Source organism: Pseudomonas sp. S49 (assembly GCF_009866785.1).
Classification (GTDB): domain Bacteria; phylum Pseudomonadota; class Gammaproteobacteria; order Pseudomonadales; family Pseudomonadaceae; genus Aquipseudomonas.
Genome location: NZ_CP019432.1, coordinates 6,205,347 through 6,227,455 on the forward strand (window position 1 = coordinate 6,205,347; position 22,109 = coordinate 6,227,455).

Here is a 22,109-nt window from a genome sequence, read left to right on the forward strand (position 1 = left end):
TTCATGAGCGCTGTTATCACGCCTGCAGATTTTAACGATTACAAAGTTGCCGACATGTCCCTGGCTGCCTGGGGCCGTCGCGAAACCATCATCGCCGAATCGGAAATGCCGGCTCTGATGGGTCTGCGTCGCAAGTACTCCGGCGAACAGCCGTTGAAAGGCGCCAAGATCCTCGGCTGCATCCACATGACCATTCAGACTGCCGTGCTGATCGAAACCCTGGTTGCCCTGGGTGCCGAAGTACGCTGGTCGTCGTGCAACATTTTCTCGACTCAGGATCAGGCTGCTGCCGCTATCGCTGCTGCCGGTATCCCGGTTTTCGCCTGGAAAGGCGAAACTGAAGAAGAGTACGAGTGGTGCCTGGAGCAGACCATCCTGAAGGATGGCCAGCCATGGGACGCCAACATGATCCTCGACGACGGCGGCGACCTGACTCAGCTGCTGCACGACAAGTACCCACAAGTACTGGATCGCGTTCACGGCGTGACTGAAGAAACCACCACCGGTGTACACCGTCTGCTGGACATGCTGGCCAAGGGCGAGCTGAAAATCCCGGCCATCAACGTCAACGACTCGGTGACCAAGTCCAAGAACGACAACAAGTACGGCTGCCGTCACAGCCTGAACGACGCGATCAAGCGCGGTACCGACCACCTGCTGTCCGGCAAGCAAGCGCTGGTCATCGGTTACGGTGACGTGGGCAAGGGTTCGGCCCAGTCCCTGCGTCAGGAAGGCATGATCGTTAAAGTCTCCGAAGTTGACCCGATCTGCGCCATGCAAGCGTGCATGGACGGTTTCGAACTGGTTTCGCCGTTCATCGACGGTATCAACAACGGCACCGAAGCAAGCATCGACAAAGCGCTGCTGGGCAAGATCGACCTGATCGTGACCACCACCGGTAACGTCAATGTTTGCGACGCGAACATGCTCAAAGCCCTGAAGAAGCGCGCCGTGGTCTGCAACATCGGTCACTTCGACAACGAAATCGACACCGCTTTCATGCGCAAGAACTGGGCATGGGAAGAAGTGAAGCCACAGGTACACAAGATCCACCGTACCGGCCCGGGCGCTTTCGACGCGCAGAACGACGACTACCTGATCCTGCTGGCCGAAGGCCGTCTGGTAAACCTGGGTAACGCCACTGGCCACCCAAGCCGCATCATGGACGGTTCGTTCGCCAACCAGGTGCTGGCACAGATCTTCCTGTTCGGCCAGAAGTACGCCGACCTGTCGCCAGCCCAGAAAGCCGAGCGTCTGACCGTTGAAGTACTGCCGAAGAAACTCGACGAAGAAGTGGCTCTGGAAATGGTTCGCGGCTTCGGCGGCGTGGTCACTCAACTGACCAAGCAACAGGCTGACTACATCGGCGTGACCGTCGAAGGCCCGTTCAAGCCGCACGCTTACCGCTACTAACAGGCGCTTGCTCGCTCTCCCTGTGGGAGCGAGCCTGCTCGCGAAGGCGTCTCAACATTCAACATCCGTGTTGTCTGACCCGGCGCTTTCGCGAGCAGGCTCGCTCCCACATGGGATTGCAGCGCCTCGAAGGTTCTTGTTTCCAAGGGTATGACCATGTCCCAAGACCGTCGCTACAGCTTCGAGTTCTTCCCGACCAAGACCGATGCTGGGCATGAAAAACTGCTCGCCACTGCCCGTCAGCTGGCCACCTACAACCCCGACTTCTTTTCCTGCACCTATGGCGCTGGTGGTTCGACCCGTGATCGCACCCTCAACACCGTTCTGCAACTGGAAAGCGAAGTCAAAATTCCGGCCGCACCGCACCTGTCGTGCGTCGGCGACAGCAAGGACGACCTGCGCGGCCTGCTGAACGAGTACAAGGCGGCCGGCATCAAGCGCATCGTTGCCCTGCGTGGTGACCTGCCGTCCGGCATGGGCATGACCAGCGGTGAGCTGCGTCACGCCAATGAGCTGGTTGAATTCATTCGTGAAGAAACCGGTGACCATTTCCACATCGAAGTTGCCGCTTACCCGGAGATGCATCCGCAAGCACGCAACTACGAAGACGATCTGGCCAACTTCGTGCGCAAGGCTCGCGCCGGTGCCGACAGCGCGATCACCCAGTACTTCTTCAACGCCGACAGCTACTTCTACTTTGTCGACCGTTTGCAGGCGCAGGGTGTTGATCTGCCGATCGTGCCGGGGATCATGCCGATCACCAACTACAGCAAACTCGCGCGCTTCTCCGACGCCTGCGGTGCGGAAATCCCGCGCTGGATCCGCAAGCAACTGGAAGCCTACGGCGATGACACACAAAGCATTCAGCGCTTTGGTGAGCAAGTCGTCAGCGAGATGTGCGAACGCTTGTTGCAGGGCGGCGCGCCGGGGCTGCACTTCTATTCCATGAACCAGGCTGAGCCTAGTCTGGCGATCTGGAATAACCTGAAGTTGCCGCGTTGAAGCAGCTTCAAGCTTCAAGCTGAAAGCGACAAGCAAGATCAAAAGATCGCAGCCTTCGGCAGCTCCTACATTGAGATTTCGTATCCCGTGTAGGAGCTGCCGAAGGCTGCGATCTTTTGCTTTTAAATGCCCGAAACAGAGCTTGTGCCGGCACTTTCTGGCTCTTTCGCGTTTCTCGTCGTAATCTCAAGCCATGCCTTTGATCACGCAGTTATTCGCCGTGCTGGTTTTTGCTTGCCTGAGCTTCGCCGCTCGAGGCGAGAAGCTGCGTATTGTCACCGAGCCATGGGCGCCGTACGTGTATGAAGAAGGCGGCAAGAACCTCGGGCTCGACTACGAAACCACGGCCATCGTCTTCAAACGTCTGGGCATTGAAGTCGAATGGCAATTCCTGCCATGGAAGCGCTGCCTGTCGATGCTTGAAACCGGTCAGGCCGACGGTGCACTGGACATTTTTCACAGCGAAGAGCGCGACGCCACCCTGCTTTACCCAAGTGAACCGCTGTCGGACGTCGAGTTCGTGATGTTCTACGCCAATGACCGGCCGCACCCGTTCAGCAAACTCGAAGAACTCAAAGGCCTGACCATCGGCACTTCGCCGGGTTATCTGTACAGCCCCGATTTCAGCGAATCAACGTTGTTTAGCCGTGAACCGGCACCGACCCACGAAGCCAACTTTGGAAAACTGGTGCGAGGTCGCATCGACTTGCTGATCACTGATCGCCGTGTCGGTCAGCATTTGCTCGATGAGCTGAATATCCGCGATCAGATCACTGAAAACCCCACCGTCATTAGCCGCCAAAGCCAGTTTCTCGCGGTTCGGCGCAATGCCGGCATGGATTTATTGGTGCAACGTTTTGGTGCCGAACTCAAACGTTTCAAGCGCGAACCGGCGTATGCCGAGCTCAGCGCACGCTACGGCGCCGCACCCGCCAGCAGCCCTTCAATGAATTCAGCCACGGCCAACCGCAAAACCGTTGAGCAGCAGGAAAGCAGCGCGCAGTGATTGCTCTGTTATACTCCGGCGTTCCCGCCAGGCTCACGCCCGGACGCCCGGAACCGTAACAGGCCTCTCGACCCGCTACAGCGCAGCTTTGCAGCCCGCGCGAGCGCTCCAGACGTGCCTTCGGAACCGCAGCAGGACCGGACGGGATTGCGTCCTCTTAAACGCCATTCGCGCCAGGCAAGACTCCCATTGGGCCAAGCCCTAACTAAAACAGGATTACTCATGTCCTTTGCTTCCCTCGGTCTCTCCGAGGCTTTAGTCCGCGCCATCGAAGATGCGGGCTATACCGAGCCTACTCCGGTGCAACAGCGGGCCATTCCCGCCGTGTTGCAAGGTCGCGACCTGATGGTTGCGGCACAGACAGGTACCGGTAAAACCGGCGGTTTCGCCCTTCCGATCCTGGAGCGGTTGTTCCCCAACGGTCACCCGGACAAATCCCAGCGTCATGGCCCGCGTCAACCGCGCGTACTGGTCCTGACCCCGACCCGCGAACTCGCGGCCCAGGTTCACGAGAGCTTCAAGATCTACGCCCGTGACCTGAAATTCGTCAGCGCCTGCATCTTCGGCGGCGTCGGCATGAACCCGCAGGTTCAGGCCATGTCCCGTGGCGTCGACGTGCTCGTCGCCTGCCCGGGTCGTTTGCTCGATCTGTGCGGCCAAGGCAGCGTTGACCTGTCCCACGTGGAAATTCTCGTCCTCGACGAAGCCGACCGCATGCTCGACATGGGTTTTGTGCACGACGTGAAGAAAGTCCTCGCGCGCCTGCCGTCCAAGCGTCAGAACCTGCTGTTCTCGGCGACCTTCTCCAAAGACATCACCGACCTCGCCGGCAAGCTGCTGCACAACCCGGAACGCATCGAAGTGACGCCGCCGAACACCACGGTCGAGCGCATCGAACAACGCGTATTCCGTCTGCCTGCCAGCCACAAACGTGCGCTGCTGGCCCACCTGATCACCGCCGGCGCGTGGGAACAGGTATTGGTGTTCACTCGCACCAAGCACGGCGCCAACCGTCTGGCCGAGTACCTGGACAAGCACGGCCTGCCGGCTGTGGCGATCCACGGTAACAAGAGCCAGAACGCGCGCACCAAAGCGCTGGCCGACTTCAAGGCCAACCAGGTGCGTATCCTGGTTGCCACCGACATCGCCGCACGCGGTCTGGACATCGATCAGTTGCCACACGTGGTCAACTTCGAACTGCCGAACGTCGATGAAGATTACGTTCACCGTATCGGCCGTACCGGCCGTGCCGGTCGTTCGGGCGAGGCGATCTCGCTGGTCGCGCCGGACGAAGAAAAACTGCTGAAAAGCATCGAACGCATGACCAAGCAGAAAATCGCCGACGGCGACCTGATGGGCTTCGATTCGAGCACCATTGAAGCCGAGAAGCCGGAAGTGCGTGAGCGTCCGGACGTGCGTAACCCGCGCAATCCACGTGGCCCACGCGGTGACGGGCCGAATGGCGGCGGCGGTGGCGGCGGTCGTAAAGACAAAGGCAAAGACAAGGGCAAGGAAAAACCGGCCGGTGAACGTGGCGAGCGCCCTGCCCGTCAGCAGAAACCGCGCGAAGGCACCCCAGCCCGAGAACAGCGTCCGAGCCAACCGCCACGTGCGGCGGCTGATCGTGCACCGGACGAGTTCCTCGACGACGATGTGGATAACTTCGGTAATCGCGTTGACTACGTGCCCAAGCCTGCCCCGGCTGGCGGTCGCGGCCGTCGTCCAGGCGCACCGGCTCAAGGTGCTGGCGCAGGTTCGGGCGCACCACGCGGCGGTCAGTCGCAAGGTCGTCAGAACGGTCCACGCAACAGCAACGGCTCGAGTACCGGCACCCCGCCCGCCAAACGCAGTGGCGGCCCGCGCAACGGCGCACCGCGTGATGGTCAGTCGGGTCGTCGCGACGAGTCCTCCTCGTCCTCGCGCAACCGTCGTCCAGCCCGTGACGATCAGCCACGCAGCGAACCGGCCGTACAAAACCCGCGCAGCACCGGGCCGAAGATCATGCACAAGGAATCGAAAGCCGACCGCTTCCCGACGCCTGAGCAGCTCGATCAACTGCCAAGCCGCCCGCGTGGCGAGAAACCAGCGCTGCTGACCCGCAATCGCTGAGTTGACGCTGCCATGAAAAATGCCCCGCCTCGCAAGAGCCGGGGCATTTTTTTAGGCGCCACAAACACCCCTGAATCACCGCATATCCCCTGTGGGAGCGAGCCTGCTCGCGAAAGCGGTCATTCAGCCAACATCAATGCTGACTGACCCGTCACCTTCGCGAGCAGGCTCGCTCCCACAGGGAAGTGTGTGTGTGTCGTAGACAATAAAAAACGCCCCCGGCCTTTCGACCGGGGGCGTTTTTGTGTGGCGAGCGAAAGTTACTTAACTTTCACGCCTTCCAGCGAGATGTCCAGATCCGCAGTCTGCGAGGTAGGACCTGGGCCCTTGATCCCGAAATCGTTCAGGTTGAGGGTGGTCTTGGCGTTGAAGCCAGCACGCTCGCCGCCCCATGGATCCTTGCCTTCGCCGTTGAATGTGGCTTTGAAGGTTACAGGTTTGGTCACGCCGTGCAGGGTCAGGTCGCCAGTCACGTCAGCAGTCTTTTCACCGGTCGATTTAACGGCGGTGGAGACGAACTTGGCATCAGCAAACTTGCCCACGTCGAGGAAGTCTTTGCTGGCGATGTGCTTGTCACGTTCAGCGTGGTTCGACCACAGGCTGGCGGTTTTCACATCAACCGAGATCTTGCTGGCTTCAGGCTTGGCCGAATCCCACGAGAAAGTACCGTCGAAATCCTTGAAGGTACCGTGGATGAAGCTGTAACCCAGGTGGCTGATTTTCCAGTCAACGAAGGCGTGCTGACCTTCCTTGTCGATTTTGTAGTCCGCTGCCATGGCCTGGGCCGAGAGCAGTGCAGAACCGATTGCCAGAGCGGCCAGAGTCTTTTTCAACATGCTTTCTTTTCCTTTGAGTCGAGGTTGAATTTCAGGCTTTGCGACCGAGCATTCGCGTCAGGGTCGCATCACGATCGATAAAGTGGTGCTTCAATGCTGCCAACGCATGGAGACCGGAAAAAATTACCAGCGCCCACGCCAGCCAGAGATGAATCACCCCAGCGGTATCTGCCTGATCCGGTAGCCCGGAGAGCAGTGCAGGAACTTCAAAAAGGCCAAACACCGGGATCCCGACACCGTCTGCGGTGGAAATCAGGTAACCGGCAATCATCACAGCGAACAGCGCGAGATACAGAAACCCGTGGCCGAATTTGGCGCCGATACGGGTCATGCGGCTGTAGCTTTGCAGCGTCGGTGGCGGTGGGCTGATAAAGCGCCACAGCACCCGCAACACCATCAGACCCAACAGCACCAGACCGATGCTCTTGTGCAGATCCGGCGCGTCTTTGCGCCAGCTGCTGTAGTAATCCAGCCCGACCATCCACAAGCCCAGCGCGAACAGCCCGAAGACCACCAGCGCCACACCCCAGTGCATGAAGATGCTGACCCAACCATAGCGCGAAGAAGAGTTACGTAGCTGCATTGCCCAAATCCTGTGAGAACTGCGAACCAAGACTAGCGAGTTATCTATCGAATTAAAGCGGAAAATTTCGCTTTGAAATATCGAGAAATACGATCAAGAGTCTGGAAGTGACGTGTTAAGGAAAGATTAAAGGCGATTTGTCCGCACAGCGCTCGGGCCATACTGCTCGATTCTCGCGGGCTGATCCGACACTCCCCGGAGCAGGTGGCGATCACGGGAAGGTCGTCGCCAGAGAAATTCCCAATCGATAACTATGTATCGCTGGTTGTACCTCTGCACCTGATCAAATGATGACTCAATCATTCTTTGAAAAGGTCAACAACATGGCGCTTCGTTACAGCCCCTTTCAAGCAAGTGGTACTTCCGAGTTACCGCCGAACCAAACCTTGACCCCAGACCAATATCTGCAATCCGAGAACGGTCGATTCCGACTTATATTGCAGGCCGATGGAAATCTTGTGATCAAAGACGGTGAAACGGTAGTGTGGATTGCCGATAGCAATCAGCCTTACAGTTTAACTTTGCATCCAAAAAAGATGCGTGAGCCACTGCAGTTTGTCATCAGCAACAACGGTTTTCTCTACGACCCTTCCCGACGGCGCCTGTGGATTGCTGAAAGCACGCACAGCCTCGACAAATCGCTCTGGCACAACACCTACATGACGATGCAGGACGACGGAAACCTGGTCATCTACGATCAGCGCAACGGGAATCTGCGCTGGGCCCGCTCCGGATTTGTACCCGGGCGCATTCGAAAACCCAAGCAGCGATGGCTCAGAAAGTTGCCGAACGGCACGGAGTTCTTCAAATGGGACTTTTAATACGCCTGAGTTATTTTGATTGATTAGTTGGTGAAAACCGCCGGTGGCTGCAAGCAATCCGCACTGTACGGATCTATCTTGCATTGATGGGCAAGTTCAGCACCATAACCTCCAGGAAAGAAACGTCCATTGGCACAACCGGAAAGTGTCATCAACAGAACTATTGCCATTAGCCTTTTCATCGAGCGCCTCCAATTTTTTCAAGCATAAAGTTGGAGATCCGGCACCCGCTATCGTTTCGTTCTGATTGTTTTGTGGGAAGTGTCCTGCGCAAAGGTAAGCCTTGAGACTGCACCGGGAAGGATTGACGTGCGCGCTTCTGGCAAAAAAAAACGCGGCCCTCATGGCCGCGTTTTTATTGAAGCAAAGGCTTACTGCGCCTTGGTCTCAGTAGTGGCTGCCGGCTTGGCCGCTGGCTTCTTCGCCGGTTCGGCCTTTTTCGCTGCCGGTTTGGCCGGGGCCTTCTTCGCCTCGGTTTTAGCTGCAGGCTTCTTCGCCGCTGGCTTGGCCGCTGCTTTCTTCGCCGGTTCAGCTTTCACCGGGGTCGCTGGTTTCGGTGCTTCCACCGGAGCTGGCGCAGGTGCCGGGGTCGGCGCAGGCGCTGGAGCGACCGGTGCAGGAGCCGGCTCTGGCGCCTTCACAGGCTCAGGCTTCTTCTCGTCATCCGAACCGCCGAACAGATTAGTGAAGAAGTTGCCCTTCTTCGCCGCCACGGCACCCGCCGCGCCTGCCGCTGCTGCGGCCGGAACCACTTTGGCTGGCTCGAACGATTTGCCTGCCGCCAGATCTTCAACCTGACTGGCCGCACGCTGACCGGTGCGCAATGCGCCTTCCAGCGTGCCCGGGTACAAGGTGTCAGTGTGTTCGCCGGCGAACGTCACGCGTTGCAGCGGACGTTCCCACAGGCGCCAGAACTTGCTGATCTGCCCCGGGCCGTAAGCCAGGTAAGCGCCGCCCATCGACGGGTCGGTGCTGTAACGACGGATTTCATAACCGGTGAACGAGCCACGGGCCTGTGGATAAAACGCGTGCAGACGAATCAGCACCTGATCGACCATCTGCTTGTCGCCGAACGCCTGCATCACGCGAGCGTTGTCGCCGGACAGGTTGATCACCACGTTGGCGCCGCCCTTCAGGGCAGGTTCGATCCAGAGCATGCCGAGACCGGTGTTGCTATAGATCTCGCCGGACATGCGCGCCTTGCTTTCCCACACCGGCGTCTTGAACTTCAACATGATCTGGTCGCGCCAGCCGTAGTTGGTGCCCTTGATCGCGGCCATGTGCTGAGCATCCAGCGCCGGGGTCAGGGCAATCTTGTTCAGTGCACGCAGCGGCACGGCCAACACCACGTAGTCAGCCTGATAGCCAACAGCGCCGACCTTGACAGTCACGCCGTCCTTGTCCTGAGTGATCGCCGACACCGGCGAATTGGTCTTGATCGTTTTGATCTGTTTGACGAACGCCTGTGCCAGCACCTGGCTGCCGCCGACCAGACGCGAAGCACGCAGGTCACGGTCGGAGACGCCGCGATAGACGCGGTTCTGCTGAGCAAAGTACAGCAGCGACAGACGCGAAGGTTCGTCGTAGTGGGTGCGGATATCCTGGTTGATCAGCTGACGCGCGGTGGCCGGCAGGTTTTGCTTATCGAGCCAGCTCGATACGGTGATCTGGTCCAGCGCGTGCAGGGTGCTGGTCGCCGCCGGGTTCTGCGGGTCGTCAATCGAACGCGCCAGATCGTCGAGGGTTTTCTGATAGCGCTTCAAGGCATCGGCGGTAGCCGGTTGCTTGGTCGCCAGATCGGCGGCAGAGAAATACTCGCCGTCGATCAGGTAGCCGGGGGTACGCACGAATTCCGGGGCCGGCGTGGTGCCCAGCTTGAATGTCGAGACGTACTTGTTCAGCACCGGCTGGGTCTTGTCGTTGCCGATCCACTCGCTGGTGGCCATGCCCGAGCGTCCGCCCAGGCTCGGTTTGGCTTCCAGCAGGGTGACCTGCCAGCCTTTGTTTTGCAGTTCATAAGCGGCAGTCAAGCCCGAGAGGCCGCCGCCGATCACGATTGCGGTTTTATCCTTGGCCAGCGCTGTAACGCTGAACAGCCCCAACATCACCAGCGCACAGGCGCGCAGCCAACCGACAGACATTCAGCGAACTCCGGAAATACACGTAGGAAAAAGCAGTTTTGCGGGTCAGACGACCCAAAGAACCGCGAAGAATACGTTAGCCATCAAAACGCCGCCAGCGACGTCTATCGGCTCATACAAAGTAGCTCAATCGACACAATGGGTTGTCCCCGCGCGACGCATTGCATAGGCTTGCGCGATTGTTTGCCCGCGCCTGACGCGAGCCGCCTCGAGGAGACTGTAAATGGGCCTGAATAACCAGTGGATGCAACGCGACCTCGCGGTGTTGTGGCATCCCTGCACCCAGATGAAAGACCACGAACAGCTGCCGCTGATCCCGATCAAGCGCGGCGAAGGCGTCTGGCTCGAAGACTTCGAAGGCAAGCGCTACCTCGACGCCGTCAGCTCGTGGTGGGTCAACGTGTTTGGCCACGCCAACCCGCGCATCAACCAACGCATCAAGGATCAGGTCGATCAACTCGAGCACGTAATTCTGGCCGGTTTCAGCCATCAGCCAGTGATCGAGCTGTCCGAGCGTCTGGTGAAGATGACCCCGGAAGGCCTGAACCGGGTGTTCTATGCCGATAACGGTTCGTCCTGCATCGAAGTCGCGCTGAAAATGAGCTTTCACTATTGGCTCAACCGCGGCCAACCGAACAAGAAGCGCTTCGTCACCCTGACCAACAGCTACCACGGTGAAACCATGGCGGCGATGGCGGTCGGCGACGTGCCGCTGTTCACCGAAACCTACAAAGCGCTGCTGATGGACACCCTCAAAGTGCCGAGCCCGGATTGCTACGGGCGCCCGGAAGGCATGAGCTGGGAAGAACACTCGCGCAACATGTTCGCGGCCATGGAACAGACCTTGGCCGAGAACCATGACAGCGTCGCGGCAGTGATCGTCGAGCCGCTGATTCAGGGCGCTGGCGGCATGCGCATGTACCACCCGGTGTATCTGAAATTGCTGCGCGAAGCCTGCGACCGTTACGGCGTGCACCTGATCCTCGATGAAATCGCCGTCGGTTTCGGTCGCACCGGAACCATGTTTGCCTGTGAACAGGCTGGCATTCGTCCGGACTTCCTCTGCCTGTCGAAAGCCCTCACTGGCGGCTACCTGCCGCTGGCCGCGTGCCTGACCACCGACGAGGTCTACAGCGCGTTCTACGATGACTATCCGACCCTGCGCGCGTTCCTCCATTCGCACAGCTACACCGGCAACCCGCTGGCGTGCGCGGCGGCATTGGCGACGCTGGATATCTTCGAGCAGGACAACGTCATCGAGAACAACAAGGCGCTGGCTCAGCGCATGGCTTCGGCGACGGCGCATCTGGTCGATCACCCGAATGTGTCCGAAGTACGTCAGACCGGCATGGTCCTGGCCATCGAGATGGTCAAGGATAAAGCCACCAAAGAGGCCTACCCTTGGCAAGAGCGTCGCGGCTTGAAGGTGTTCCAGCATGCGCTGGAGCGCGGCGCGTTGCTGCGCCCGCTGGGCAGCGTGGTGTATTTCCTGCCGCCGTACGTGATCACCCCGGAGCAGATCGACTTCCTCGCCGAAGTCGCCAGCGAAGGCATCGACATTGCTACGCGTGACAGCGTCAGCGTCGCCGTGCCAAAAGACTTCCACCCCGGTTTCCGCGATCCGGGTTGATTCAAAATTTGTGGCGCCTGAACTACCGCTTTCGCGAGCAGGCTCGCTCCCACAGGGGAATGCATTTCAACTGTGGAAGCGAGCCTGCTCGCGAATGAAGTCGACACCGATCCACCTGATTCACATCTTTCCAGAGACCCGAAATGAGACTGTCCCGCTTCTTTATCGACGCCCCCCTGAGCACCGGCCAACACGAATTGCCGGAGGCCCAGGCGCATTACATCAGCCGCGTGCTGCGCATGGCCGAGGGCGATGCGGTGCAGTTGTTCGACGGTTCCGGGCATGAGTTTCGCGGCGCTCTGCTGGAAGTCGGCAAGAAGCGCGTGACCGTGCAGATCGACGAGCAATTCGCCGGCCAGGTCGAGTCGCCGCTGCACATCCACCTCGGCCAGGGCTTGTCCCGTGGCGAGCGGATGGATTGGGCGATTCAGAAAGCCACCGAACTGGGCGTGAATGAAATTACGCCGATCTTCAGTGACCGCTGCGAAGTCCGCCTCAAGGACGAACGCGCCGACAAACGCCTGCTGCACTGGCGTCAGGTGGCGATCAGCGCTTGCGAGCAATGTGGGCGTTCGCTGGTGCCGGTGATTCATCCGCCGGTGTTGCTGGCAGACTGGATCAAGCAAACCGAAGCCGAGTTGAAACTGGTGCTGCACCCGGTAGCGGAGCCGTTGGTGAGTCATGCCAAACCGGCGACGCTGGCGTTCTTGATCGGGCCTGAAGGCGGTTTGACGGATGCCGAAGTCGAGCAAGCCAAAGGCAACGGCTTCCACGCCGCCCGCCTCGGCCCGCGCGTATTGCGTACCGAGACAGCGCCAGTGGTGGCACTGGCGGTGGCCCAGCAGCTTTGGGGTGATTTCTAAACCTTTTTGCCGGACTGATCGTTCCCACGCTCTGCGTGGGAATGCAGCCCGGGACGCTCCGCGTCCCAAACAGCGTGACGCAGAGCGTCACAGGAGGCGTTACCACGCAGAGCGTGGGAACGATCAGTCAGCCGGGCTACAGGACATAAAACAGAATCGCCACAAAGTGCAGCAAACTCCCCGCGATCACAAACAAATGCCAGATCCCATGCGCATGCCGCAACCGGTGATCCAAGGCAAAAAAGATAATCCCCACCGTATACAAAACCCCGCCCGACGCCAGCCAGGCAAACCCGGTAGTGCCCAGCGCCGCGATCAGCGGCTTGACCGCCACCAACACAATCCAGCCCATCACCGCGTAAATCACGATCGACAGAATCCGCGCTTCGGAACGCGGTTTGATCTCTTGCAGGATGCCGATCAACGCCAGCCCCCAGACAATCCCGAACAGCGTCCAGCCCCACGGCCCGCGCAGGGTGACCAGGCAGAACGGCGTATAACTGCCGGCAATCAACAGGTAGATTGAAAAGTGATCGACCTTCTTCATGATCGCTTTCTTGCGCCCGCGCACGCTGTGGTACACGGTCGAGGCGCTGTAGAGCACCAGCAAGGTAAACGCGTAAATCGCCACACTGACAATCTTCCACGGGCTGCCGTCCAGGCAGGCGATCACCAACATCCACACGCCACCAATAAATGCCGCCACCGCCCCGACCAGATGAGTCCAGGCGTTCAATCGTTCTCCGTGATACATGTATCGCTTACCTCATATTCATTACCGCAGCGCGCAAGGCTCGGGCCTTGAGCGTAAAAGCGCAATCAAAAGATCGCAGCCTTCGGCAGCTCCTACCTTCGAACGCATTCCAATGTAGGAGCTGCCGAAGGCTGCGATCTTTTGATCTTCAAGGCACAATCGACGCATTCCAAAAAGAGTCCGCGCCATGCTGATCGACGAAGAATTGACCCTGAAAAAACTCGAGGTGTTCCTCGCCTTCATGCGCACCGGCAACCTCGCCCGCGCTGCTGTCGAGCTGCAGACCAGCAACGTCAGCGTGCACCGCGCCATTCATTCGCTGGAAAGCGCCCTGCGCTGCCCGCTGTTCAAACACGAAGGCCGCAACCTGACGCCGCTGGAAAGTGCTTATGTCCTCGAAGAGCGCGCGCAGAAGCTGATCAGCGACGTCGTCGAAAGCGTACGCCTGACCCGCGAGGCGGCCGGGTTCTCCGCCGAACGTTTCAAACTCGGTTCGCTGTATTCACTGACAGTGAAGACCGTACCGCAACTGATCATGGGCCTGAAAATCCGCCGCAGCGAACTTAACATCGACCTGATCCTCGGCTCGAACATTGACCTGCTGTACAAGCTGAAAAACATGGAAGTCGACGCGATCCTGGTGTCGCTTGACGACAGCATCAACGACCCGGATTGCGAACAGATCCCCCTGTTCTCCGATGACATTTTCCTCGCCACGCCGGCAGATTCAAAGTTTGCCCAGCGCAGTGAAGTGGATCTGGCCGAAGTGCGCGATGAAACCTTCATCACCTTGACCCAAGGCTTCGCGACGCATCAGGACGGCAACCGGGTGTTCAAGCAGGCGGGGTTCGAGCCGAAGGTGGCGATGCAGGTGAATGACATCTTCACGCTGTTGAGCATGGTCAGCTCGGGGGTGGGTTATGCGTTGCTCCCGGGAAGGATTGCGGCGGTGTATGAGAACCGGGTGAAGCTGATTCCGTTGCAGGAGAAGTACCGGTTGCAGCAGCACATTGGCGTGGTGTTTTTGAAGGCCAAGGAGAGGGATCCGAATTTGCTGGCGTTGCTGGCGGAGTGTCGGATGTATGCGAATCGGCAGGCTGGGGTTTAGATCAAGATCAAGAGCTACCCCCTCACCCCAGCCCTCTCCCCCAAGGGGTAGAGGGGGAAAGGGAGCAGATCTGCGTGGGTTTCAAGACCTGAGTTCGACTCAGGAATTTCAGCTCGGCGTACCTCCAACATCCAACTCGGTCAGTCCCCTCTCCCTCAAAGGGTAGAGGGGAAAGGGAGCAGATCGGGGGCTTTTCAGAACCTGAGTTCGACTCAGGAATTTCAGGTCGATGTATAACGCCAAAACAACGCGGTCAGTTCCCTCTCCCTCCGGGAGAGGGCTAGGGTGAGGGGCTTTTGATCTTCAGCCCACAATCCCGCGAACGATGAAGAACAGCAGCGATGGCCCAAGCAAACACCCAAGCCCGGTATGAAACGTAGCCGTCAACGCCCCATAAGGCACCAACCGCCGATCCGTCGCCGCCAGCCCCGCCGTCACCCCACTCACCGTCCCGGCCAAGCCACCAAACACCATCGCCGAACGCGGGTTATCCAGGCCCATCCAGCGCGCCGCGACCGGCGTGCCGACCATCACCAGAATCGCCTTGATCAACCCGGTGGCAATCGACAGCGCCATCACATCCGAGGTCGCGCCAATCGCCGCACCGGTCACCGGCCCGACGATATAAGTCACCGCACCCGCGCCAATGGTGGTCATGCTCACCGCATCGCGATAACCAAACGCCCAGGCCATGCACGCGCCAACAATAAACGGCAGAATCGTGCCCAGCAGCAGCGCAATCACACCAATCATCCCGGCCTTCTTCGCCTCGGTCGCCTGCACTTCAAACGCCGTGGCCACAATCGCAAAGTCACGCAGCATCGCCCCGCCCATCAGGCCGATACCGGAGAACAACGTCAGATCCGCCAAGCCTTTCTGGCCACCGGTCATGGTGCCGCCGACCCACGCCAAAACCAGACCAATAACGATGGCAATCGCCGAGCCGTGAATGCGTCCGAACGTCAGGCGTTTGGACAGAACCACCGACACCCACATGATCACGCCGACAAAAGCGAATGCAGTGACCAGCCCGTTGTGTTCCAGACCTTTCTCGATGAGATCCCACATATCAGCGACCTCCTACTGGCGTGCCGACCGGGGAGATTTCCGCCGGTTCATCAGGCAATGGCTCGCCTTTATGCGTGCGGCTGATCAAGGCAATCGTGCAGCCACAAACCACCACCGAACCGATCGCCGCCAGCACCGCCACCGGACCACCGTGCAGCGCCGTGACGACGTTCTGTTGCGCCGCCATCGCGACCACCACCGGAATGTACATCGCGCCCCAGAAGCCGACGCCCATCTCGCATTCCTTGGTCATGCCGCCGCGTGTCTGCATCCACAACCGCGCGCAGATCAACAGGATCATGGCGATGCCGACCCCGCCGACATTGGATTTGACGCCCAACAACACGCCGAGCATGTCACCCATGATCACCCCTGCCAGCGTACAGATCGCGAGCAGCGCCACACCGTAAATAATCATTGTTGTAGTCCTCAAAGTGCATCGTCGAATGTTGTTTTTGTTGTTCGAAGCTTGAGTCGCGGCGGTTTAGAGTTGGCGGCTACCCTCCTCACGCAACAGCGCTTGCAGGGTGTCGAGACGCGCACTGTCGAAGGCAGTGACGGTGCCTTGTTCGAACACCCGGCGCGCCAGGCCGGTCAGTACCGCACCGGGCGGCAGTTCGATCTGTAAACGCACGCCGCGCTCATAAGCGCTTTGCACGGTGCCGCGCCAATCCACTACGCGACACATGTTGAAGGCGAGGTCGTCGCGCAGCGCTTCGACTTTGGTCACAGGCCGTGCGCGACTGCCGCTCAGGTAGGCGACCCGAGGGGTTTTCAGTTCAATTTTGGCGAAAGCTTCGGCGAGGGTTTGCGCCGGTTTTTCCAGCAATGGGCAGTGCGACGGCACGCTCACTGCCAAACGTTTTGCCAGACCAGCGCCGCGACTGCGCGCCAGTTCGGCCACGGCTTGCATCGCCTTGTCGGAGCCAGCAATCACTACTTGGTTATCGGCGTTGATGTTGGCCAGATACACTGGCAAATCCTCGCTGTGCACCTGCGCCAGCAACGTTTCGACTGTGGATAATTGCAGGCCGATGATCGCGGTCATGCCGTAGCCCTGTGGATAAGCTTGTTGCATCAACTCACCGCGCAGGCTGACCAGATGCAACGCGTCGCTGAAGCTCAGCGCACCAGCGACAACCGCTGCCGGATATGCGCCGATGGACAGGCCGGCGACGTAATCCGCCGTGAGTCCGTCCTGCAATAATTGCCGAGAAGCAGCGACTCCGGCGATCAGCAAACAGAGTTGAACCGCCCTTGTCGTGCGCAACGCATCACTGGAATCCAGCAACAAAACATCTTCGCCAAGCACATCACTGGCTTCGACCAAGGTTTCGCGAGGCAAGCGCTGCAGCATGCCCGCTTGCTGCGCGCCCTGGCCGGGAAACACCAGCAGACTGCTCACGCTGCCTGCTCCTGCGGGTTCCACGGATCAATCACCAGGCAAGCCTGATGAGCATTTTTCAGCAGCACGCGTGCCGATCCGCTGGCCCACTCGCGCAATGCGACCGCACCGAACGGCGTCTGCAACTGCATGTCGACCCGGCACACGGCCTGATCGAAAACCGCGACCAGTTTGCGTGCCTGATTACGGGTGATCAGTTGCGGCGTACGCAGAATCAGATCGAGATCACTGGCCGCGTGCATCGCGGTAAAACCACTGGCCAGTTCAAACCCGACACTGCCGCTGACACCCCAGACCCAACCGCAATCGTCGAGCATCGGCCGCAGTTGTTTGAGCGCCTGCATGACCGGCAGATCGCGCTCGCTGTCGACGTGACACAGCGCCTCCGGACTGACCCGACAGGCAATCGAATCGACCGCCATAAACGCCGCCAACCGCTGCTCGCGCAACACACCGCGCACGCCGACCGCGACAAAACCTTCTGCACTCAACGCCCGCCGCACCACCACCGGTTGCCCGGCGGCCAGCGACTCGACAGCCCACAGCGGCGCATCCGCCGGCAACTGCACCGGGGTCATGCCCCAGAGCAGGTCGTGGGCCAGAGGCGTATTCACCACTGCGCCCTCAGCAGTTCGCGAACCTTGCTGGAAGCCGCACGATTCTTCGCGCCGAGGCGATTGCTCAAGTCAGTACTGACGACATCGCCGATGGCTTGCTTCAGGCACTCGTTGACTCTCGAAAGATCCTCCACCGTCGGCTGTTCAATCTGCTGCACTGACAAGGTTTCCCAGAGCAATCCGAGGCTGGCATAACTGTCGATGTCATAAGCCATCGGCGGCACACTGGCGGCCAGCGCTTCCAGTTCTTCAACGCTGCGCAACGTCACCCGCGCCGCCGAAGCCTTGCCCATGGCATGGACCATCACGCCCGGATCACGCAGCGCGATCAAACGATTGGCCTGATAACCGTGAGCCAGAAACGCCCCGGACATCGCCTTACCGACCAACAACGCAATCACCGGATGCCCGGCCAGACGCGCACGGACATAACTGTCCGCCGCACCGGCCAGCGCCTGATGAATGCCGAGGGCCTCTTCGCGCCGACCGTAAGCCTGGCTCGGCACATCGACGATGGCGATGATCGGGCGTTTTTGCGCTTTATCACGATCAGCAGTGATCGCGTCATCCACAGCCTTGGCCAAACCCCAACCTTCGAGCAAGCCGACTTCGCCATTACGAGCACGCGGAAAACGATTGTCCGGATCAGCGACCACAGCGATAAAACGCCCCAGCTCACTGTCAGCAACCTTCAACGATGGCGGCAGCCCTTCGACCGCGACAGCGCCCGCGCCCGCGCTCAAGGCGTTGAACCAGTTCAAACCACGCAGCGAATAACCGCTCATGAGCGCTCTCCTTGATACAGATCGCGAACCACCGACGGTTCGATTTGCGGGTCAGTGTTCAGATTGCTGAGGCGTTGCAGAAACCATTCGGCGCGCTGGCTGCGCGGTTGCTTCGGCAAACCTTGCTGGAGCAATTCACCTACCTGCTGACGAATCTTCGCCACGTCATCGGCGACATACCGATCCACCAGACCACTGGCAAAACGCTGCTCGCCGCCAGTCAGGCTCCAGATGAATGGCCGGTCGCGAGAGTCGTATTCTTCGATTCCGGCTTCCTGCTCAATCACCTGCGGGCCGTTCAAACCGAGGCGTGCTTCCTGAGTCACCAGCAAATAACTGCACAGCGCCGCCGCAATCGACATACCGCCGAAACACCCAACGCTACCCGCGACCACGCCGACCACCGGTTGGTACTGCTGCAAATCGACAATCGCCGCATGAATATCAGCAATCGCCGCCAGCCCGAGATTGGCTTCCTGCAAGCGCACACCACCGGTTTCCAGCAGCAACACCGCGCGGGTCGGAATGCCTTTGCGGTTGTCTTCAGCCGCCAGTTCCAGCGCGCCGGCAATCTTCGCCCCGCCGACTTCGCCAAGGCTGCCACCCTGAAACGCGCCTTCAATCGCGGCGATGACCACCGGCAAACCGTCGAGGCTGCCCTTGGCGATCACCACGCCGTCATCGGCCTGCGGCACCACGCCCTGGCGTTCAAGCCACGGCGACATCACCCGTTGAAACGGGTCGAGCAATTCACGAAAGCTGCCGGCATCGAGCAAGGCCTTCGCCCGTTGCCGCGCACCGAGTTCGACGAAGCTGTGTTTGTTGAGCAACGCGGCGCTGTCAGTCATGGCCGATCTCCTCGAAACCTTGTTCCAGACGCAAGCGCACCACCCCCGGCGTCGCACCGAAATCGTGGATATCGATGGCCATCGCCGGCGGCGTGGTGCCGTCGAACATCCGCGCAAACAGATGCTGCCAGCGCAGCTGCGCACCGTTGACCGAGGTTTGCACATTGATGGTCAGCTTGCCGGCCAGGCCCGGTTCGATCAGCACTTCCAGATCACCCGAACCGACACAACCGACCAGCGCACGACCGCGTGGCGGCTGCCCGGCGGAGAATTCAAACGATAGGGTTTCCATCAAAACGCTCCCTGAAGGATGCCGTCGCGCTCGATGCGATCGAGCAGCAGCGTGGCGGCGAGCAAGTCGGCGGCGCCACCGGGCGAGGCATTCAATGCGATGAGTTGTTGATCGAGTTCGTGCAAGCGGCGTCGACCGCTGAGGCTGGCGCTGCCACCGGCGTCGAGCACCGCTTGCGCGCCGTGTTGCATGGCCTGCAAACCCTCTTCGCCGGCGCGGTAGAGCACGCAGGTGTCGGCCAGATTCGTCATGATTGCGAGCAAGGCGTCGAGCCGGGCGTTCTGTTCGCCGCTTGCTTGGGCACGGCTGCGTTTGAGTTGTGGCAGGCCGCGTTGCAGCACCGAAGGGAAGCCGAGCTGCGCTTCTTCACGAGCACCGCGTGCGCCGAAACGCAGGGCGACTTGGGCGCCGTGGCTCAAGGGTTTCGGCGCGTGGCGATCGTCCAGCAAGGCCAGACGTGCAGCACGCAGGGTCACGGCGTTAGCGCTGGAGGATTGCGGTTCGAGCGCAGCGGCCGTCACCAACAATCCCAACGCCCAAATTGCACCACGATGGGTGTTCACGCCGTTGGTGGTCGTGAGCATGGCTTGCTCGCCTTCACGGCCGATGCGGCCAATCGCTTCGCGCAACGTTGAATCGACTTCGCCGATTGCAACTGCCGCTTCGGCCATCTCTTTGAACGCCGGCCACAACGACAGCGCCGAAGCGTGCATCAGACCCAGGTGCAAATCGGTGTGCGCGCCGTTGCCGCGACGGTCGACCAGTGCCGGTTTCGGCGACAGATCGGCTTCGTCGATCAGCGCGTCCACCGCCAGATCGGCCAATCGATCAGCCAGAGAAAGCGGTTTCGCTTGCAGGTTAAATGCGTGCATTACCAGCTCCTGAATTTGGCGGGCGGGTTGTACAGGCCGCCGGACCACTCGACCAGATCGGCCACGCTCTTCGCCGCGAGCAGTTCGCGAGTGGCGTCGGTGCGGCGGATGCCGAGGTCTTCGGGCAAGGCGATCAGGCCTTCGCGGCGCATGCGCTCGGTATCTTTCGGGTTGTGGCGCAGGCCGATGGCGGTGACGCCCGCGACGGCGGCGATCATCGCTTGGCGCTCTTCCAGCGAGCGTGCCTTGTACAGGTAGGCGATGCCTTCTTCGGTGAGCAGGTGGGTGACGTCGTCGCCGTAGATCATGATCGGCGCCAGCGGCATGCCACTTTTCTTCGCCACTTCCACGGCGTCGAGGGTTTCGACGAAGGTCGGTTTGCCGCCCTCCTGGAAGGTCTCGACCATTTGCACCACAAGCTTTTTGCCGCGTTCGAGCATCGGTTGCTGCGAATCGTCATGACGCATATCCAGCCACGCCGGGGTGCCGTGACGCCGACCGCGCGGGTCGTGGCCCATGTTCGGCGCACCGCCGAAACCGGCGAGGCGACCACGGGTTACGGTCGAGGAATGCCCGTCGCCGTCGACCTGCAACGTCGCGCCGATGAACAGATCCACCGCGTACTGCCCGGCGAGTTGGCAGAACATCCGGTTGGAACGCAGCGAACCGTCGCGGCCGGTGAAGAACACGTCCGAGCGCGCGGCGATGTAGTTTTCCATGCCCAGTTCGGTGCCGAAGCAATGCACGCTTTCGACCCAACCGCTCTCGATCGCCGGGATCAGTGTTGGGTGCGGGTTGAGCGTCCAGTTGCGGCAGATCTTGCCTTTGAGGCCGAGGGATTCGCCGTAGGTCGGCAGGATCAATTCGATAGCGGCGGTGTTGAAACCGATGCCGTGGTTGAGCGATTGCACGTTGTGTTTTTCGTAGATGCCACGGATCGCCATCATCGCCATCAGCACGTGCACGGGCTTGATGTGCCGTGGGTCGCGGGTGAACAGCGGTTCGATGTAGAACGGCTTGTCGGCGACCACGACGAAATCGACCCATGAGGCGGGGATGTCTACGCGAGGCAGTTCGCTGACGTCGTCGACCAACTGGTTGACCTGGACGATAACAATGCCGTCGCTGAACGCGGCCGGTTCGATCAGTGCAGGGGTGTCTTCGGTGCTCGGGCCGGTGTAGATGTTGCCGGCGCGGTCGGCCATGAACCCGGCCGAGAGCACGACGTTGGGGATCAGGTCCACCACCAGTCGGGCGTAGAGTTCGATGTAGGTGTGAATCGCGCCGACTTCCAGCAGGCCGTCTTCCAGCAACTGGCTGATGCGCAGGCTCTGGGTGCCGGCGAAGGAGAAATCGAGCTTGCGGGCGATGCCGCGTTCGAACAGGTCGAGGTGCTCGGAGCGGCCGACGCTGGGCATGATCATGTGCAGGTCGTGGAGCTTTTCCGGGTCGGCTTTGGCCAGCGAGCGCGAGAGGAAGTCCGCCTGCTTCTGGTTGTTGCCCTCCAGCACTACACGGTCGCCGGGGTGGATCAACGCTTCGAGCGCGGCGACGATTTTGTCGGTGGGCAACACCACACCGTCGGCCAGCCCGCGCACCTTGTCGAGCCGGCGCTGCTTCTCATCGCGCCGCCGCGTCCAGCGCGAGTCGGGGGAAATTGTTGTTGTCATGCTCACTCCACGGGGTTCGCTGTCGTGGAGCTAAGGTAGGCGTCTGGGGTGGGGGCATCAATCAAGCATGGTGGCGAATCATTACGCTCAGAGTAATGGTCAAAAGCCCCTCACCCTAGCCCTCTCCCGGAGGGAGAGGGGACCGACCGAGGTGTCTGGCGCTATACATCGACCTGCCCCACCGAGTCGATTATGGATTCACAGCAGTATTTTCAGGTCGGCGTAACTTGTGAGCATCCCACGGTAGGCCCCCTCTCCCTCTGGGAGAGGGCTGGGGTGAGGGTCG

21 protein-coding genes are annotated in these 22,109 nt (G+C 60.2%); 8 read left to right on the top strand and 13 right to left on the bottom strand.

The window, feature by feature from the left end; translation table 11 throughout:
• The first annotated feature begins 3 nt into the window (after nt 1-3).
• The 4 genes from ahcY (at nt 4) to PspS49_RS27550 (ending at nt 5,530) form a co-directional block, all read left to right on the top strand.
• Nucleotides 4-1,413, top strand: coding sequence for an adenosylhomocysteinase (gene ahcY / locus PspS49_RS27535; protein ID WP_007913721.1), 1,410 nt, complete (start codon nt 4-6; stop codon nt 1,411-1,413).
• A 156-nt stretch (nt 1,414-1,569) separates the two neighbouring features.
• Nucleotides 1,570-2,415, top strand: a complete 846-nt coding sequence (metF, locus tag PspS49_RS27540; protein ID WP_007913720.1) for a methylenetetrahydrofolate reductase [NAD(P)H] — start codon at nt 1,570-1,572, stop codon at nt 2,413-2,415.
• Nucleotides 2,416-2,608: 193 nt separating this feature from the next.
• Nucleotides 2,609-3,421, top strand: coding sequence for a transporter substrate-binding domain-containing protein (locus PspS49_RS27545; RefSeq protein WP_127930087.1), 813 nt, complete (start codon nt 2,609-2,611; stop codon nt 3,419-3,421).
• Nucleotides 3,422-3,643: 222 nt separating this feature from the next.
• Nucleotides 3,644-5,530 (top strand): DEAD/DEAH box helicase, encoded by a 1,887-nt coding sequence (locus PspS49_RS27550; protein ID WP_150749733.1) that lies wholly within the window; start codon nt 3,644-3,646, stop codon nt 5,528-5,530.
• Nucleotides 5,531-5,790: 260 nt separating this feature from the next.
• Here PspS49_RS27550 and PspS49_RS27555 read toward each other — a convergent pair whose 3' ends face one another.
• Together PspS49_RS27555 and PspS49_RS27560 are read right to left on the bottom strand one after the other, a co-directional pair.
• On the bottom strand, nt 5,791-6,366 hold the full coding sequence (locus tag PspS49_RS27555) for a YceI family protein (RefSeq protein ID WP_007913714.1): 576 nt from the start codon (nt 6,364-6,366) through the stop codon (nt 5,791-5,793).
• 31 nt (nt 6,367-6,397) lie between these two features.
• Nucleotides 6,398-6,949, bottom strand: coding sequence for a cytochrome b (locus PspS49_RS27560; protein ID WP_150775747.1), 552 nt, complete (start codon nt 6,947-6,949; stop codon nt 6,398-6,400).
• Nucleotides 6,950-7,239: 290 nt separating this feature from the next.
• On the opposite strand from PspS49_RS27560, the gene PspS49_RS27565 reads away from it, so the two are divergent.
• Nucleotides 7,240-7,770: a hypothetical protein gene (locus tag PspS49_RS27565; protein WP_224790074.1), complete on the top strand. Its 531-nt coding sequence runs from the start codon at nt 7,240-7,242 to the stop codon at nt 7,768-7,770.
• A gap of 371 nt (nt 7,771-8,141) precedes the next feature.
• Here PspS49_RS27565 and PspS49_RS27570 read toward each other — a convergent pair whose 3' ends face one another.
• Nucleotides 8,142-9,911 (bottom strand): flavin monoamine oxidase family protein, encoded by a 1,770-nt coding sequence (locus PspS49_RS27570; protein ID WP_160042173.1) that lies wholly within the window; start codon nt 9,909-9,911, stop codon nt 8,142-8,144.
• A 223-nt stretch (nt 9,912-10,134) separates the two neighbouring features.
• Here PspS49_RS27570 and PspS49_RS27575 point away from each other — a divergent pair, with 223 nt between their 5' ends.
• On the top strand, nt 10,135-11,541 hold the full coding sequence (locus PspS49_RS27575) for an adenosylmethionine--8-amino-7-oxononanoate transaminase (protein ID WP_160042175.1): 1,407 nt from the start codon (nt 10,135-10,137) through the stop codon (nt 11,539-11,541).
• 143 nt (nt 11,542-11,684) lie between these two features.
• On the top strand, nt 11,685-12,404 hold the full coding sequence (locus tag PspS49_RS27580) for a 16S rRNA (uracil(1498)-N(3))-methyltransferase (RefSeq protein WP_160042177.1): 720 nt from the start codon (nt 11,685-11,687) through the stop codon (nt 12,402-12,404).
• Nucleotides 12,405-12,540: 136 nt separating this feature from the next.
• On the opposite strand, the gene PspS49_RS27585 is transcribed toward PspS49_RS27580, so the two are convergent.
• The gene (locus PspS49_RS27585; RefSeq protein ID WP_038358773.1) at nt 12,541-13,158 is read right to left on the bottom strand and encodes a hemolysin III family protein; all 618 of its coding nucleotides are present in this window, start codon (nt 13,156-13,158) and stop codon (nt 12,541-12,543) included.
• Nucleotides 13,159-13,345: 187 nt separating this feature from the next.
• On the opposite strand from PspS49_RS27585, the gene PspS49_RS27590 reads away from it, so the two are divergent.
• On the top strand, nt 13,346-14,266 hold the full coding sequence (locus PspS49_RS27590) for a LysR substrate-binding domain-containing protein (protein ID WP_160042179.1): 921 nt from the start codon (nt 13,346-13,348) through the stop codon (nt 14,264-14,266).
• 303 nt (nt 14,267-14,569) lie between these two features.
• On the opposite strand, the gene madM is transcribed toward PspS49_RS27590, so the two are convergent.
• The 9 genes from madM to mdcA all read right to left on the bottom strand — a co-directional run bounded on the left by madM (nt 14,570) and on the right by mdcA (nt 21,823).
• A complete protein-coding gene (madM, locus tag PspS49_RS27595; RefSeq protein ID WP_064388097.1) occupies nt 14,570-15,334 on the bottom strand; it encodes a malonate transporter subunit MadM in 765 nt (254 codons plus the stop codon).
• A 1-nt stretch (nt 15,335) separates the two neighbouring features.
• On the bottom strand, nt 15,336-15,752 hold the full coding sequence (gene madL, locus PspS49_RS27600; RefSeq protein WP_160042181.1) for a malonate transporter subunit MadL: 417 nt from the start codon (nt 15,750-15,752) through the stop codon (nt 15,336-15,338).
• Between the two features lie 66 nt (nt 15,753-15,818).
• Nucleotides 15,819-16,739: a malonate decarboxylase subunit epsilon gene (gene mdcH / locus PspS49_RS27605; RefSeq protein WP_160042183.1), complete on the bottom strand. Its 921-nt coding sequence runs from the start codon at nt 16,737-16,739 to the stop codon at nt 15,819-15,821.
• Nucleotides 16,736-17,356, bottom strand: a complete 621-nt coding sequence (locus PspS49_RS27610; protein ID WP_160042185.1) for a malonate decarboxylase holo-ACP synthase — start codon at nt 17,354-17,356, stop codon at nt 16,736-16,738. The genes mdcH and PspS49_RS27610 overlap by 4 nt, the downstream gene beginning before the upstream one ends.
• Nucleotides 17,350-18,141, bottom strand: a complete 792-nt coding sequence (mdcE, locus tag PspS49_RS27615; protein WP_160042187.1) for a biotin-independent malonate decarboxylase subunit gamma — start codon at nt 18,139-18,141, stop codon at nt 17,350-17,352. Before mdcE ends, PspS49_RS27610 begins: the two co-directional genes overlap by 7 nt.
• The gene (locus PspS49_RS27620; protein ID WP_127930097.1) at nt 18,138-18,989 is read right to left on the bottom strand and encodes a biotin-independent malonate decarboxylase subunit beta; all 852 of its coding nucleotides are present in this window, start codon (nt 18,987-18,989) and stop codon (nt 18,138-18,140) included. Before PspS49_RS27620 ends, mdcE begins: the two co-directional genes overlap by 4 nt.
• The gene (locus PspS49_RS27625; protein WP_160042189.1) at nt 18,982-19,281 is read right to left on the bottom strand and encodes a malonate decarboxylase subunit delta; all 300 of its coding nucleotides are present in this window, start codon (nt 19,279-19,281) and stop codon (nt 18,982-18,984) included. The genes PspS49_RS27620 and PspS49_RS27625 overlap by 8 nt, the downstream gene beginning before the upstream one ends.
• Nucleotides 19,281-20,153: a triphosphoribosyl-dephospho-CoA synthase gene (locus tag PspS49_RS27630; protein WP_160042191.1), complete on the bottom strand. Its 873-nt coding sequence runs from the start codon at nt 20,151-20,153 to the stop codon at nt 19,281-19,283. Before PspS49_RS27630 ends, PspS49_RS27625 begins: the two co-directional genes overlap by 1 nt.
• Nucleotides 20,153-21,823 (bottom strand): malonate decarboxylase subunit alpha, encoded by a 1,671-nt coding sequence (gene mdcA / locus PspS49_RS27635; protein ID WP_160042193.1) that lies wholly within the window; start codon nt 21,821-21,823, stop codon nt 20,153-20,155. Before mdcA ends, PspS49_RS27630 begins: the two co-directional genes overlap by 1 nt.
• Between the last annotated feature and the right edge of the window lie 286 nt (nt 21,824-22,109).

What these genes read in the sequence shown, in the direction of transcription:
- PspS49_RS27580 (WP_160042177.1), top strand. Translation starts at nt 11,685, where the DNA reads ATGAGACTGTCCCGCTTCTTTATCGACGCCCCCCTGAGCACCGGCCAA.
- PspS49_RS27630 (WP_160042191.1), bottom strand. Translation starts at nt 20,153, where the DNA reads ATGCACGCATTTAACCTGCAAGCGAAACCGCTTTCTCTGGCTGATCGA.
- ahcY (WP_007913721.1), top strand. Translation starts at nt 4, where the DNA reads ATGAGCGCTGTTATCACGCCTGCAGATTTTAACGATTACAAAGTTGCC.
- PspS49_RS27555 (WP_007913714.1), bottom strand. Translation starts at nt 6,366, where the DNA reads ATGTTGAAAAAGACTCTGGCCGCTCTGGCAATCGGTTCTGCACTGCTC.
- metF (WP_007913720.1), top strand. Translation starts at nt 1,570, where the DNA reads ATGTCCCAAGACCGTCGCTACAGCTTCGAGTTCTTCCCGACCAAGACC.
- PspS49_RS27545 (WP_127930087.1), top strand. Translation starts at nt 2,609, where the DNA reads ATGCCTTTGATCACGCAGTTATTCGCCGTGCTGGTTTTTGCTTGCCTG.
- madL (WP_160042181.1), bottom strand. Translation starts at nt 15,752, where the DNA reads ATGATTATTTACGGTGTGGCGCTGCTCGCGATCTGTACGCTGGCAGGG.
- PspS49_RS27565 (WP_224790074.1), top strand. Translation starts at nt 7,240, where the DNA reads ATGACTCAATCATTCTTTGAAAAGGTCAACAACATGGCGCTTCGTTAC.
- madM (WP_064388097.1), bottom strand. Translation starts at nt 15,334, where the DNA reads ATGTGGGATCTCATCGAGAAAGGTCTGGAACACAACGGGCTGGTCACT.
- PspS49_RS27585 (WP_038358773.1), bottom strand. Translation starts at nt 13,158, where the DNA reads ATGTATCACGGAGAACGATTGAACGCCTGGACTCATCTGGTCGGGGCG.
- PspS49_RS27560 (WP_150775747.1), bottom strand. Translation starts at nt 6,949, where the DNA reads ATGCAGCTACGTAACTCTTCTTCGCGCTATGGTTGGGTCAGCATCTTC.
- mdcA (WP_160042193.1), bottom strand. Translation starts at nt 21,823, where the DNA reads ATGACAACAACAATTTCCCCCGACTCGCGCTGGACGCGGCGGCGCGAT.
- PspS49_RS27590 (WP_160042179.1), top strand. Translation starts at nt 13,346, where the DNA reads ATGCTGATCGACGAAGAATTGACCCTGAAAAAACTCGAGGTGTTCCTC.
- mdcE (WP_160042187.1), bottom strand. Translation starts at nt 18,141, where the DNA reads ATGAGCGGTTATTCGCTGCGTGGTTTGAACTGGTTCAACGCCTTGAGC.
- PspS49_RS27575 (WP_160042175.1), top strand. Translation starts at nt 10,135, where the DNA reads ATGGGCCTGAATAACCAGTGGATGCAACGCGACCTCGCGGTGTTGTGG.
- PspS49_RS27620 (WP_127930097.1), bottom strand. Translation starts at nt 18,989, where the DNA reads ATGACTGACAGCGCCGCGTTGCTCAACAAACACAGCTTCGTCGAACTC.
- PspS49_RS27570 (WP_160042173.1), bottom strand. Translation starts at nt 9,911, where the DNA reads ATGTCTGTCGGTTGGCTGCGCGCCTGTGCGCTGGTGATGTTGGGGCTG.
- PspS49_RS27550 (WP_150749733.1), top strand. Translation starts at nt 3,644, where the DNA reads ATGTCCTTTGCTTCCCTCGGTCTCTCCGAGGCTTTAGTCCGCGCCATC.
- PspS49_RS27625 (WP_160042189.1), bottom strand. Translation starts at nt 19,281, where the DNA reads ATGGAAACCCTATCGTTTGAATTCTCCGCCGGGCAGCCGCCACGCGGT.